The 15,254-nt window shown below is 44.7% G+C and carries 7 protein-coding genes; all 7 read right to left on the bottom strand.

Going from position 1 to position 15,254, the window contains the following annotated elements:
• Positions 1–72: 72 nt before the first annotated feature.
• The 7 genes from NLBNIHML_RS02400 to NLBNIHML_RS02370 all read right to left on the bottom strand — a co-directional run bounded on the left by NLBNIHML_RS02400 (position 73) and on the right by NLBNIHML_RS02370 (position 15,216).
• Positions 73–960 carry a cation diffusion facilitator family transporter gene (locus NLBNIHML_RS02400; RefSeq protein ID WP_342569908.1) on the bottom strand — a complete coding sequence of 296 codons (888 nt, stop codon included), beginning with the start codon at positions 958–960 and terminating at the stop codon, positions 73–75.
• 333 nt (positions 961–1,293) lie between these two features.
• Positions 1,294–6,369 carry a golvesin C-terminal-like domain-containing protein gene (locus NLBNIHML_RS02395; protein ID WP_494353682.1) on the bottom strand — a complete coding sequence of 1,692 codons (5,076 nt, stop codon included), beginning with the start codon at positions 6,367–6,369 and terminating at the stop codon, positions 1,294–1,296.
• Positions 6,370–6,632: 263 nt separating this feature from the next.
• Positions 6,633–7,841 carry an SGNH/GDSL hydrolase family protein gene (locus NLBNIHML_RS02390; RefSeq protein ID WP_494353681.1) on the bottom strand — a complete coding sequence of 403 codons (1,209 nt, stop codon included), beginning with the start codon at positions 7,839–7,841 and terminating at the stop codon, positions 6,633–6,635.
• Between the two features lie 17 nt (positions 7,842–7,858).
• A complete protein-coding gene (locus tag NLBNIHML_RS02385; RefSeq protein ID WP_494353680.1) occupies positions 7,859–10,075 on the bottom strand; it encodes an FAD-dependent oxidoreductase in 2,217 nt (738 codons plus the stop codon).
• Positions 10,076–10,186: 111 nt separating this feature from the next.
• Positions 10,187–11,797 (bottom strand): response regulator, encoded by a 1,611-nt coding sequence (locus tag NLBNIHML_RS02380; protein ID WP_494353679.1) that lies wholly within the window; start codon positions 11,795–11,797, stop codon positions 10,187–10,189.
• A complete protein-coding gene (locus NLBNIHML_RS02375; protein WP_494353678.1) occupies positions 11,797–13,536 on the bottom strand; it encodes a sensor histidine kinase in 1,740 nt (579 codons plus the stop codon). Before NLBNIHML_RS02375 ends, NLBNIHML_RS02380 begins: the two co-directional genes overlap by 1 nt.
• Before the next feature lie 93 nt (positions 13,537–13,629).
• Positions 13,630–15,216, bottom strand: a complete 1,587-nt coding sequence (locus NLBNIHML_RS02370; RefSeq protein ID WP_494353677.1) for an extracellular solute-binding protein — start codon at positions 15,214–15,216, stop codon at positions 13,630–13,632.
• Positions 15,217–15,254 lie beyond the last annotated feature (38 nt).

Here is a 15,254-nt window from a genome sequence, read left to right as displayed (position 1 = left end):
CAAAAAAACCAGTGATTGATTAAAGCTCACTGGTTTTTTGTTTTGCTGAATTTCTCATTTAAAATCTAAATCTTATATGCATTCTTTCAACATATCAGGTTCCACATGAACGTGAACGGTGTATACGTCATGCTCCTCCATTAACTCGTTCTCCACGTCTGTACAGATATCGTGTGCTTGTTGAAGATCCAGCTCAGCATGTACGGTGATGACAACATCCACGACAGCATTATTGCCATAATTGCGTGCTCTTACATCTTTGACCTTCTCTACACCGTCTATTCCGGCAATCGTCTTTTTGTATTCCTGAATCAGTTCAACATCAAAACCATCGGTCAGATGATGTGTGGCTTCTTTGAAAATGTCCCAAGCGGTCTTGCAGATCAGGAAACCTACGATAACAGCCGTTACGGGGTCCAACCATGGAAGTCCGAACTGGGAACCCACGATTCCAATGACCGCACCGATACTCACCCAAGCATCGGAGATATTATCTCGCGCTGCAGCCATGACCGCCTGACTTTTGATACGTGTAGCAAGTCTCTTGTTATATCGATAGACCAGATACATAATAACCGCGCAGAAAATACCTGTGTACGCGGCGATGATATCCGGAGATTCATGTGTACCCTGGAACACAGAACTGATGGCTTCAAACAGAACTTGTAAACCTACTGCCATCATAATGAAAGAAGCAACTAGTGACGCAACGGTCTCTGCTCTCCAGTGACCATATGTATGGTCTTTGTCGGCTGGGCGTTGGGCAAGCTTCAAACCGATCAATACAGCTATGGAGGCCACAATATCGGTAGCATTATTTAATCCATCCGCCTTAAGCGCTTCTGATCCGGCCATATTGCCAACGATCAGTTTTAATAAGGTCAAACATATGTAGGCGATAATGCTAATGATGGCTCCGCGCTCCCCCAGCTTTAGATTATCGTATTTTAGTTGATCCACAATGACATCCTCCTGCAATCTTCATTTCTAGCACGACTATGATGGTATCATTGCTGAATTGTGTGGGTCTAGAGAAACGTTTTGAGTGTTACGAAACATAATCTGTAAGCGGCAATTCTTTTAAGAGAATCCAAAAAAGTTGGATTTGGCAAACTTAAGTGTTTGATGGGTACGAGGAAGGTGGCCTATTGGCTTCCTTTCCTGTGACCACACCTTCTTGCTCCTAAACAAAAAGAGCCAAATGGATCGTATTGATCCACTCGGCTCTTAGCGTTATTTTACAATAATTTGTATAACATCACTTACCGTTGTTTCATTTCCATTCATTCATATTCACTGGTCTTGTTCAGAATGTATCGGTTCATCTGGCGCCTCATTTGCAAGCAACTGCGAATCATCGGAATGCCGTTCGAACATAACTGCGTCAGCCCTTGTATAGATCATATCCGCAGGAAGCGTTGGCGGGTCTACCGTTGTAGGCGTAACCCTTGTTAAACGAACATACTCGCTGCCGTCTCCCGTGAAGTCAAACGTGCCCAGATTAACCCAACCCGATGAGCCGGCCGTTGCATCCATATAGGTGACCTCGGTACCCGTCTTATGCTTCACTTCCACTTTGACATTATTATCATTTCCCGTTGTATGGACGAGCTTGTAGATGGAAACGGTATATTTCCCTTCTGGAAACTGGCCTTTCCACGTTGCGGATGATCCTTGAACGGTTGAGTAGCGGGATTTAACCCCAATTTTGTATCCGGCTAAATTACTTTGGCTCCAAGACCCTTCTGTTGTGTATAACCCTGTTGTATCTGTACTGTCGACGATAATCGTTAGGTCCTTAATCGTGATGTTCAAATGCGGTGTGGTTAAGGTCACTCCGTCAATCGTTACCGTGGCCCATACCTCAATGTGATCCGTGTCCCCATCGAGATTGAGAAGAGTCAACAACCCACTGCTGTTCACTTCAGCCAGATCCGTACGATCAACGAAATACTGAACATCAGCCTGTGTCAGATCACCGATCAAACCGTTATCCAAATAACCGGTTACGCTTAGTTGTGCGGTTTGAGTCATCTGCAGCTCGTTCCGATCAGACTGAACTATGGCAGACTCCAATTGCGGTATCCTGTTCGGGTCCACCCACATCATTGCATCGGCTACGACTCTGGATTTGTTGGCCTTGTTCGTTAGTTCCACGTACCCGCTATCACCTGCAGCAAACGGATAATCCCCCAGGTGCACCCAAGTACCGTTCGCCATTGTCTCATCAACAGTAACCGTCTCGGAGCCTCCGCTATAATAAACGGTAAACGAAGCATTGGTTGCCCAATTTTCACTCGTTGCAGTGATTTGCGGAATCTTGTAATACACACTGTACGTGACACTTTCCGGTAGATCAGGCCGCCATCTCATTTTGCTTGTCGATGTACCAGTCGTAGATTTGGCATACACATAGTTATCATAGTAATAGTCGTTAGCCGTTGTATCCCTTATCCAGACGCCTTCCGTCTCCGCCTCCGTATTATCCACAATGATTGATGAATGATCCTGCCCATCATCGGGCTGGACTGGCGTTTCCGTTACCTGATCCGGTAGATAGAGTGTGCGCTTACGGGTCTGTTTCCCCTCCGATTCCACATAGTACGTGAAGGTTTGGGATAAATCATTCACCCGTATCGACCATTCCATCGGATAGATCGTATCTGGGATGGTCGTATAAGTAGCGCCACCATCCAACGAATAATGGATTGTCGCTGGTTTCGTTGTTTTGGCCTGAACATATGCATCATAGACCGTTTCGTCGGGCTTGACCATCAGCATGCCTTTAACCGCATCAATTGGACTGTGAGTATCAAAGAAATAGCTTGCATCCGATTGTTCAGCTGTTCTGACCTGATGGAGTGGTACATTAATGTCAAGTCCTTCTACAATGATAGCCGTGATGCCCTTGCCTGAAACGGTGGCTTGAATGATTCCGCCACTCATAACGGTTTGCTCAGGTGTACCATTGTCGCGGATGATCGTTACAGTATAATCTTGTGCCGGGTTGAACCCAATGATCTGTTCATTCAATTCAATCGGAGTCTGAATTTCTTCCGACGATGCGTTGCTTAGCCCAATGTAGAATTTATCTCCACTCTCACCTGTGATCCAGTTCAATTGAGGATGATTGGTCTTAATGATCTCCTTCGGCATCCATAGCCAAACGTCGGAATTGCCATAAAATTGACCTGGTTTATTCCCATAGAGGTGATATTTGAACCATAAAAAATTCGTTTCAAATACGGAAGGAAATGTAATGCTTCCGTTCGATTTCAAGGATTGTTCGCTGATCAAATAATCCATCGTTTGCCCGAGCTGCCCCGGAATATGGTGATAATAGATGGATGTAGCACCACTTGGACCTTCCAGAGGGAAGTCCGGTTCAAGTTGGCTAACGGCAAATCCTTTATAATAATAACCTGGATAACTGGAATACCGACCAATAACCGCATTATGAGCAATGTCCTGTAACAGTTTATCCCCTGTATAGAGCGACAATCGCAGCATGAACGGTGCTTCCTGAGCATTCATCCGATAATAGCCGGTTGTACTTCCTGCTTCAAACGTCAATCCGCTTGGTGAAACAAGCCAACGCTCGGCTTGAACGCCTCCGGCAATATCTTCGGGAAGCTTGAGCCGAGGATATTGAAATTTACCACTTTCCGGCCAATGGAATGACTCCGCGTAATTATATGTCTCTGGTTGAGGAATCGTAACGTTTCCTTCAGGAACTGGACGAGCAACAAACATGGTTGCATACCGTTTAGCTTCCTTGTAAGCGGCATCCAAGTATTTGGGGTCCTGCGTTTCTTCGTACAGCTCCAAAATTTCCATCCACAGCTTACTATAATAATAAATGAACTCATTTTTACTCACATCGACAGATGCAGGCGTATCGATATGTTGTGTAATATAGTTGTCGGCTGCATCCTTCGCAGCCTGCAAGTACTGTGCCTCTCCCGTCATACGATACATCATTAGAGGCTGAATGACAGGCCCGCGGTCTTTCTGGTCAGGATCACGCATAAGGTACTCTTCCTCTGCCAGCGCCCCAATTCCTGCCGAAGTGCCCATCATCTGATTGACAGCGGCTACGCTTGAAACATCAAACGGCAGGGTAGCCATTTTCCATAAGGAAGGTACACCGTATACTTTCTTCTGCGTCGGCGACCAACCGATACCATTTCGCGATACGCCATACTGAACGGACGGCAATGCTCTCGTATCATAAAGCTGGTCATCCCCGGTCAAATAGTAAGCCCCCAGAAGAACCGCATTCGAACTTGTTCTAACACTATCCTCATTTTCAATATCAATAAAACCCTTGGCACGGCTCCACCACCCGCTGGGTGACGGGACATAATTAACAGAGTCGTCTCCTTGCGGCTCAATCTTGAGCAAATCGATCATATTAAACATCGCGTCAGTAAGCGACTTATTTGATACATTTTTACGATATGCCGAATAATCGTACTCATTGCGAAGAATATCCGTGTAGGAATCATACAGATTACTTTTTTGCGCGATTAACCCCATATGAAATTGATAGGTGCTTTCAGCGGTCATCTGAGAATAGGTCCCTAATTGAGGAGCATATAGGATGGGCTGCACGCTGCCTTCGTTGTTAACAAGGCTCATGCCCAAACGTTGTTTGGTCACACCTCCCGTCGGTTCAAATTCAACCGGAAGCTCCCCCGAGGGTACAAATATCCCATACGTCAATGGATTCCCCGAACCATCATTCTTCTCAACCAGGCTCATCGGAGCGCTCAGCTCTCTCAAGCTTGTAGATTCCACTGTACCTACCATTTTGGCATGTGACCGGAATCCATTTAACACTTCGTTGATGCCCGAGACTGTCTCTGTTGTGAAAGACTGATATCCAATCACATAATTGCCGTCACGGCGAGGTGTGAAGGCAAAGGAAACATCGGGTTTATCTCCTGCCATGGACCAGTTCACCTGTAAATCGTAATCACTGCCGTGTGAGGAATCGGTTAATACCGCCGTTTGGCTGTCTGGAAAAGAGATCCCGTCAAATGTAATCCAGCGCTTATTCATCGTATCGTAGTAATTGGTTCGGCTGCCCGCATTCCCGTCCAATAAAACCCATTGTTCCTCCAATCTTTCCGATTCATTATTAATTGGCGTCCAATTCCCAGTGTCCGTGTTCTTATAGAACATGTCCCGAACGATGGATTTGCCCCCATCCCATGTCGCCTCATAGAAGGTCGCTTTATAGTTATCATTTTCGATGCTGCCTTTTTCCGTGTAACTGAGATTCGCTAAAGTGCGGCTCCGCAGCGGGGGCAACGGCGGGGCTTTCTGCTGGATATTTCCTTCGAATTTGACTGCATCAGCCCGCGTAATAATGGTACCCGTCGTAGGTTGCGTTCGAGTCAACCTGACAAATTCGGTATCATCCCCACTAAACTCATACTCCCCCAAATCAACCCATCCGACCGATGGACCCGACGAAGGTCTAAGATCCATAAACTTCACATCCGTAATCCCGTTATGAACAATCTCAATTTTCACATTACTATCTGCTTTATCCCCCCAATCCAGCTTATAGAACGATATTCTCGCCGTGCCTGCTTCCAAGCGCGGATTCCATGTGATCGTTCTACCTACAGCATCCGTATATTTGGAACTGGAATTATTGTATCCCTTCACTCCCGCGCTTGTGGTCCAATACGGAGCGGAGAATCCGTTATTGGTATTGCCTGCATCAACAGTGACGACATCATCAATCGTGAGGCTTCCATCATCAATGATGATCGTCTTATGTGGCTCTTTTTGCTCAATATTTCCTTCGAACTTGACCGCATCAGCTCGTGTAAGGATCGTGTTCGTGGTGCCGGTAGACCGGGTCAATTGAACGAATTCTTCCCCAACCCCGGAAAAATAGTACTCTCCCAAATCAACCCAACCCGCCGGCGCGCCAGATGAGGGTCTTAGATCCATAAAGACTACATCTGTTGTCCCATTATGAACAATTTCAATTTTCACATTGCTATCTGCTTTATCTGCCCAATCCAGCTTATAGAACGAAATTTTCGCTGTTCCTGCTTCCAAGCGTGGATTCCATGTGATCGTTCTGCCTGCTGTACTCGTATATTTGGTGCTGGAAAGATCATACCCCTTCACCCCTGTGCTTGTGGTCCAATTTGGAGCCGAAAATCCATTGTTCTCGTTACCCGCATCAGGTGTTAGAACATCATTGATCTTAATACTCCCGTCATCGATGATAATGGTCTGATAAGGTAAGGTCTCCGCATAAGCGGTCCTTATTCCAATCAGGCTGAAAGGAACTACGATCGTCAACATGAAAACGATGAAGAAAAACAGCTTCCTTTTGACCATACAATTCACAGCCTCTCCTCAAAAATGGTAACGCTTTCAATAATAGATTGCCTTTTACTCAAATGATTGTAAAAAGGCTATTAACCTTATCCTTCTGCCTATTCCCGCTCTGTCGTTTTTATCTTAGCAGTCTCAACACCGTGAAATTTCTTTCATTTTAAGAATTTCTTATACGATTTTAAGTAAAAAACCTACATCTACCTGGGCGCTTATTGCAGTCAGATAGAATGTAGGTTTTAACGTGTTTCAAGTGAAATAATTCATTATAATGGCGGCTGCACTAATAACAACTTTCCAAGCTGAATGACCGTTTGATCATACCAATCCGGATGCTGCTGAACATGTGCGATACTTCTTACATTGCCACTTGCTTCAAACACGGCCGCTTTGTCTGTCTTCTCCTGATCGATCTCGAAGCGAACGGTATGTTTCCCATTCGGTAGTTCTGGCAAGAAAATATATTGATTTCGATTATGATCGTTATAGGGTGTGAACCGATCGATAACAATCGGTTCCTCTCCATCCACCGACACCTTCAATCTGCCAGAATCCGGCCCCCCGATATCAAATAAGCCGATGTGGGTTCCCTCAAATTCCACTATGATCGTCTCACCGGGATCAACTGCTCGCCACAGACCGGGGAACAACCAATCATACTCGCGCACTAAGGCAAAATCATCGGGAGTCATGTAAGACCATCCTGCGGAAAAATGAGTAAGACGATCCAGTGGCAGCATGGTTGCATACTCCCAAGGATTGGCCGGAACCAGAGTGTCTTGCGGCAAATGATGTTCCACTTTTCCCACATGATCTCGAAGTTCGCTCATTTTCTCAAATGACCGGGTAATGGTTTCCGTGTAAATCTGATGTCCTTCGGGAATCGTTGGATGGATCGAATCATGTGTAAAAATAATGGCACCGGGAATGGATACATCTGCACTTGAGGTGAAAATGAGCTTTCCACCTGAAACCAATTGACTGACCGCCACGCCCAGATGAATCGAAGGAATGTCGTAATAGTCGGCAACTTCCTCTTGCATAAGTGCACCCTTCTGGTACTCTCCGGATTGAAATAAGTTCAAATCCCGCTCCTTAATCGTATATACGAACAGGATATCGGTGAATAGGCTGTGCTTGCGGATCTGTCGGACAATACCTTCGATTCGCGCCTTGGATTCGGGGACTCCCCCATCATTGCCAACAAATTCAACAAAAACGAGATCAGGCTGATGACGCAGTACATCGGCCTGCAAACGAGCGCAGCCGAGGTCCGATCCTGTCCCATCAATGCCTGCGTTCACAGCGCGGATATCGGCATGGGGATATTGCCCTCGCAGCCAATCGGCCGTCATGACTCTGTATCCTTCAGAACGTGTATTACTGCCGCCAAAATAAACGATGGTCACAGGTTCCCCATTTTCCAACTTCTGAATGACATTAGGTAGCCCTCTTCGAGGGAAAAATTCCTTCATCGCAATTTCACCCAACCTCACTTCGCATTTTTAGGAGCAAAAAATTTCACTGCAAACACTTCATAATAAGGTGAGCCATACGTTGCACAGAAATCAAACCGGATATGGGTTACACCTTGTGCATTCACCTGATGTTTATTCAACGAAAGATAATTTCCGCGGACTTTAATTTCACTCTTGATCCCGTCCTCTAACGTTAAGGTCACATCATAATCCTGAATCAGTGGCTCGATTGGATCGTCAAAATGCTCCAAATTCAGCTCCGAATTGAAGACAAGATGGATTTCATCCAGATTTTTGGGGCTTGCAAAACCAAATTCCAACCATTCCCGTCCTTCTGTACGTTCCGAAATCCAACCGTTTGGCAGACCATAAGGTCTGGAGAAGCCGTTGACGACATTCGCGGGATTATACATATCCTGGGATGGTATCAGACCCTTGAAGCAAATGCTCTTATTAAGCTTCTTCAGCCTGGATGGCTCTTCCGGTTTATAAAAGAAACTCACCGCTCCAGTCATGTTCTCTTCATTGGTGTGTACCGCAAGGCTCTCTGAACCTTCCAATACGATGTAGACCTTGTAATCATCAGGTTTCTCACAGCCCAGGTCCAGCGTAATCCAGTCATCGTAACCCGCTGAAATAAGCAAGTGATAGTCTTTCAGTTCGCTGGTGGGAATATAGTTTTCCTTCCGCTCCCCGCCATATAGTTTCACTTGCAACGTTTCCGATTGCTCGGATCTATTTTTAATTTTGATCTGCACGCTTTCCGCCACGGATGTCTGAATCGGCAAGACCAAACATAACGCTTTGTCCAAGGAGATCTCTTCGGTTGCATGAAGATGTTCATAGCTTCGCTGAGATGAGGCACGAATGGTTAATCCATCTGCGAAATAACGATCCAACGGCTCTTGAAGCCCTACAATCGTTTGCCCGTCTCGAAGCAGCTGTGCCTGAAGCTCACCCATATGGGCTTTGACGAGAGCCGCAGGGTCTGCCTCATATTTTACGCATAACGCAGCAGCGGTTCCTACCGCCTGCCCCATACAACCACAGGTTGCCATGACCCTTGTAGACCCAAAAGCCACATGGGTAGCGCTTATATTGCGGCCAGCGAACATGAGATTGGGAATGTTGCGTGAAAATAAGCTGCGAAACGGGATATTATACAATCCCGGCACAAAATTCCACGCTGTAGCTGGCCCTTCATCGTAGATGCCTTTATTCGCATGCAGATCCATATACCAGCCTCCGACGGATACCGCATCTTCGAAATGAGGTTTTGCTGTAAGATCGTTTTGAGACAGCATGTGTTCCCCTATGAATCGTCTCGACTCTCGCTTTCCCGGAATCGGGCACACATAATCCAGAATGAGATTGTCTACATCATCAAACTCGCCACTGTTTTTGATATAATCCCAGATTCCGTACACCAATTTTCGCAGTTCCAATGCGATGCCTTCATTATTCTTGATAATATCCATATGTCCGCCGTATTCCAGCCACCACAATCCGCCAAGTCCGTTGATTTTCCTTGGAAAAGACCGATGGTTTAACCCTTTTCGGATACTATCGAAAAAGTCCAGTTTCGTAATATCATAGGCAAAGCCAGGCCTTTTGTAAGGAACGGCATAGTCTACGTCACGGGCTTGAAACAGAATCGTATCGCCCATGGTGTAATGATCCGCCACTTCAGGAGCCAGCTCCTCCTTGTATTCATGCGTCGCCTCTCTTCCCCATCGGAAGTGAGCGCCTGCCTGGTATCCAACAATTCCATCCCCGGAGCAATCGATGTAGGTGGGGCTTTCAAAACGAAATTTTCTCTCGGAAGCCAATTGCAGGCCCTCCACCCATTGGATTCTACCGTTCTCCATACCCGTTTCATGTACGCACGTGTTCAGGAATAGAGAGATGTTGGGCTCATCATAAACCATGTCGAGTAAGACTGTATCGGAAAGCGAAAGCATAAGTTTCTTGTTGTATAACGGATTGTAATGAAATATCTTCAGCTTCAGTTCTTCTATCAACCCACCCTCTCGTGCATAGTAGGATGGACTGTTCCCGAGATAAGCCGACCCGTTGATATGCACTCTGACCTCGCTGCTCGCATTTCCCCCTAGAACCGGCCGATCATTAATAAGTGTAACCTGCAGGCCTTGGCGTGCAGCTGCAATGGCAGCGCATATTCCTGCAATACCTCCACCTACGACGGTTACATCAGCTTTTATAGACTCCATTTTGATAACCTCCATGATTAGATGCTCCTATCATGGTAATGGTTTTGGGCCCTGTTTTTTTACATGATTTCACGAAAAAATCATACATTTTTTGCATCCTTATTGGGATTCCTACCGTGTCATTTTGATCCGGTATTGCTTAGGTGTATCGCCGGTATATTCTTTGAAAAGTTTGCAAAAGTAACCTTCATTGACTATGCCTACTTCCTCGCACAATTCCAATAAAGAATAATCCTTCACATGTAACAACTCGAGAGCGAGATTGATTTTTTTACGGTTGATGTAGCTAATCACGCCTTCGTTCATTGTTTTTTTGAATAAACTGCTAAAATACGATGGCGCTAGATTCACTTCCTCCGCAATGGCCTCCAGCGTTAAACGCTGTTTCAGGTTTTTCTCTATAAAATGAATAGCATTCATGATTTCTGCACGATGTAATCTTTGGCCTGAATGCACGTATTCAAATGTGAAGTCGCCAATATAGGCGAGCTGCTCTTGAAATGTCATATATTCCATGGGGAATTCAGCTGCTTCCATGGCCAGCTTGTTCCCCGATTTAAATTTCACGGTAATGTCTCTGTACAAATCTCTAATCATGGTTGCCATGACGGACTTGTGGATTTTATGATCCGAAACAAATTGCAACAGCTCGGCAAGTGCATTGTCCAGCTCTTCCTTGGAAATCTTTCGTTTCAGCCGTATAAGAAAATCATTCAGCTGCTGCTGAAAGTCTGCTTTTTTGTCATTATGGTATTGGAACCGATGCATCGGTGTTTTGACTACTTTTTCGGTATGATAATAGAAATCCTCACTTACATTTGTAGCTTCCGTGTACGCCTGTTTGATCGATTCCCATCCTCGGTGTGGACCTCCAAAAGCGACGGATACCCTTTGATTCAAATATTGATGCAAATGAGAGATGATCTGCCCTCCCAAGGATAGGCAAGCGTATTCCGTTTCCATATCACTGCGGTTATTTTCCCAGGATAAAAAGCCAATAAACCGATTATCGGACAGATCCGCAGCTACACCGCTGCCGCCACTCATCACCGTTTCTTCGATGATATTCGTAATCGCATATTTCAAGATGTTTTGATCTGCGGCAGCGTATTCGTTTCGGAAACTTTCATACGTATTCATCTCAACGATGAAGCAGCAATAGTTGGCTTGAAAGAAATGAAACTGCATACGATTGGCAAAATCCGATGCCCGATGAGAAGGAATTTCACCACGGATCAATTCGTTAAAAAATTGCTTGCGAACTCTATATTTATTTTCAAGTACGGATACGTTTAACGAATGAAATTCCGCTTCTTTTTTTTCAAACTCATCTAAAATTCCAGCTGCCTTATCCAACGCTCGAGTCAGATCAGCTTCCCTTAGCGGAACCTTTACAATGTACTCCAATACGTTGGCTTGAATAGCTCGCTGGGCGTATTCAAAGGATGAATAAGCGGTCAGAAGTATGTACTGGGTATGGGGGAGCTCCACTTTTAACTGCTCAATCATGGAGATTCCGTCCATTCGCGGCATGACAATATCGGATATAACGATATCCGGCTTAAGTTTGATGATCTCCTCGATCCCATTCAGCCCATTATTCGCTTTTCCCACCAGAACAAATCGTCTATTCCTATGAGAGAGCTCACTAAAAAACAATTCCAATCGCTGAATGATCAGATCTTCATCGTCAACAATGAAGCAGGTATACTCTTTCCCCATTATGCATCTCCTTTTTGCAATTCTGCCGGGAATAATGCGCGTATGCGGGTTATTTCCTTAGGTATGCTAATGATCTCCAGTCCGAATTGATCTCCGTAGTGAAGTCTTATTCGACCATGAATATTATTCATTCCGATCCTTTTTCTTTTTACTTCCTCTTCACTCGGTTCTGAGATTAAAATATGCTTTAATTGGTCGGCCGGAATTCCCTCACCTTGGTCAACAACTTCTATGATCACAATACCGTCTTCCCTGTACGCATGAATCGTAATAGGCCCCTCAATCTCGCCTCCGTTATAACCATGGAAGATACTATTCTCCACAAGGGGCTGCAGCAGCATTCGGAAAACTGGAAAATCCATTAACCCTGCTTCGATATGTTCAATCAAATTGAAGTTTCGGTTATACCGAATGTTCTGGATCTCGATATAGTCCGCTACATTACGTAATTCTTGACGTAGGGACACCTTCTCAGAAGCATCGTCTATCCCGTATTCCAATAATGAAATAAGCGACCCAATCACCACATCAACTTTCTCTATTTGTCCGAGACGTATCACATTACTGATCGAACCAAGCGTGTTATACAGAAAATGTGGATTGATTTGAGACTGTAACACCTGAATTTCCAACTTCCGCTCAAGTTCATTATGAAGCTCGGCTCGGCGAATCAGTTCAACAATTTGCTGTAACATCCGATCAAATGCGCGTGAAAGATCTCCAAACTCATCGTTTCGGTTAATGGTTACTGTCGTTGTGAGGATGCCTTGTTCGACCTGTTTCATTTTTCTTTTGAGTGTATATAGTGGTTTTCTTATAAATTTGGCAACCATGAAAGAAATGAACAAACTTAACAGAAGACCTGCAGCCAGAAGCTCAATATAATAGGTTTCCAATCTGGACAAAGCTGCTTTCAAACGTGATTCATCATTAACGGAGACAATGGTCCAGTTGAATTTCTCCGTTGGTTTCTTCAAAAGAGAGACGGGAATACCATCCTTCGTATGCAGTTGAAGATTTGTTTCTGACGTATCCAAAATTTCTTCCGCTGACGTCTCCCCGATCGAAAACGTATGATCTTGAATACTCAGGGGTCCTTTATTTTCAGAAAATCCGGCAATGATCTTACCTGAGGCGGTGATTAGAGCCAGATTCATTTGTTCCTGTTTATTAATCTTGAACAAGGTTTCTTCAATGGCATTTAGATCCAGATCAACCGCAATGGCCATAGGAAACGGAGCACCGTTCAGATAACGAACCATCGTAACAGTCCAGCCGGAGTACTTTGATTTGTATGGTTCACTAACAAAGGTAGTCCTTCTATTTTTGTCAGCCGCATCATATAAAGGTTCTCTTTCCGATAAAGGTTCATCGAATATTCGTGTAGGTGCACTTCCGCCCAGAATGGATAAATCGCTTTTGATCAAATAAATATTACTAACATAATTACTGTTGAGTTCATACAGTTCTCTTAATTGCTCTTTAATCACTTCGGTATGGTTAATATTAGCTTTCACCGAAGTTTCAACCGAGAAGAGGATCGTTTGGAAGGAGGAAAAGTTAACGGTGAAATACTGGTCCACCTTGTCTAATATTTGATTGGTGTAATAAATATCATTGGTTCGTATTTCTTTTTGGACATAGCGATAAGATAATTGGCTTATCAAGATGATGCAGCCCAATACAAATGCAAACACGATAAAAAACAATTTTAAAGGCAAGCTGATTCTTCTTCGCATCGATCATCTTCCTTTTAGTTCCGTTTTGTACTAAGAATAGCATATGCGAATAAAGAGAGGGGCTACGAATAGCCACTCTCTCTTTGTTTATTTTTACTTGATGAGGCCGGCGTCTTTAAATTGCTGGGTGGCTGTTTCCTTATATTTCTGCATGTCAAACTTGGTATCCAACGTTTGGAGGAAATTGTCCCAGTTGGAAAGAGGTTCTTTGCCCGTCATAAATTTGACCAAGCTTTCATTAATGAACCGTTGGCGGTCAGCATCCAAGGTGTCGCTCGGGTCTGGGGTCAATAAATTACCGGGCAACGTTGGCCCCACATATTGCTGATTATTCTTGAAGGCTTCCGCCGTTTTCGGATTCTGGAAGCTGAAGTACTCCGCATCATCACCACGGCGCGGCATTCTATAATGATCGACCCACAGGTACTTCTCTTTCATTTCCTTCGATAACTCCGAGGTTTTATTTTTGATCTTGCCATCTACGACATCCCAATGAATCCCTTTGATTCCGTATGCAAAATTCGGATAAGCTTCTTCATCCGTAAAGAGATAATTCAGCATGGACAAGATGCGAATGATTTTGTCCTCGTCCGCTTTTGCGGATATGGCCCATGAATTACCTTGGAACGATTTTCTCTCTACAATCTGATCCCCGTAAGGACCTTTCATCGGAGGAATAACGATCCATTCCGGCACCTCTCCACTAATTTCTTTCATTTTCTGCTGATAATCCGGCTCCAGTCTGCGGGCATCCCTGATCATGAAACCAACTTTACCCTTAAACATCTTTTGGTCCAACAGATCAGGTGAATTCATCGTCACCCAGTCCGGGTCTACGACTTTGGCTGCCATCATTTTATTAATGTAAGCAAGGGCCTCTTTCATTTTGGGATCGATAAACAGAAATACCGGTTCATTATCTTTAATCTCAACGGCCGAAGGAGGATTAACGCCAAACATCCACATCAGGCTATCAAAGCCGTAGGTTTGCAGATTGCCTTCTTTATTCATACCGCCGATGAATCCGTACGTGTCGTTTTTGCCATTACCGTCCGGATCTTTCTCTGTAAAGGCTTTCATAACTTCAAACAACTCGTCAGGTGTCGTTGGTACATCCATATTCAGCTTTTTCAGCCAATCGTTACGAATGAAGAAGCTTCGACTGATACCGTTTACATTATCATAGCCTGGAACTCCGATCGTTTTCCCTTGATAGGACATCGCCTCCCAGGAGTCATTGCCAAACCGTTTCTGTAATTCAGGAAACTGATCCAGATAAGGGGTCAAATCCGCAAGCACGCCTTGGTCGTAATATTGTGCAAGATCAGCACGACTCTTCAAGAAGATCAAGTCTGGAATATCCCCGCCTGCAATGAGCGTGTTCAGTTTGGTTGTTGCTTGACCCGCTTGAGGAATCATCATATCCAAGTCGATGTTCATCTCTTCTTCCAACAGTTGGCGTTGAATATCTTCATCCCGTGGAGGTACTGGAGCAGCAGCATTGAACGTTCCTTGGTTAAACATGGAGATCTTCATTTTGGTTGCAAATTGGCCAGACTGGCCTTGCGAATTACTCGAGGTTGTCGATGTAACTTCTTCATTTCCCCCACAACCCGACAATAGCGTTCCAAGTCCTAAGATTGCCGACAGAATAACAAACGAAATCTTTTTACGCTGCATATTGACCTCTCCTTTGTTTGTATATTATCACGGTTTGC

It is taken from the genome of Paenibacillus sp. JNU01 (assembly GCF_059130585.1).
This window is presented reverse-complemented; position numbering and strand designations above follow the sequence as displayed.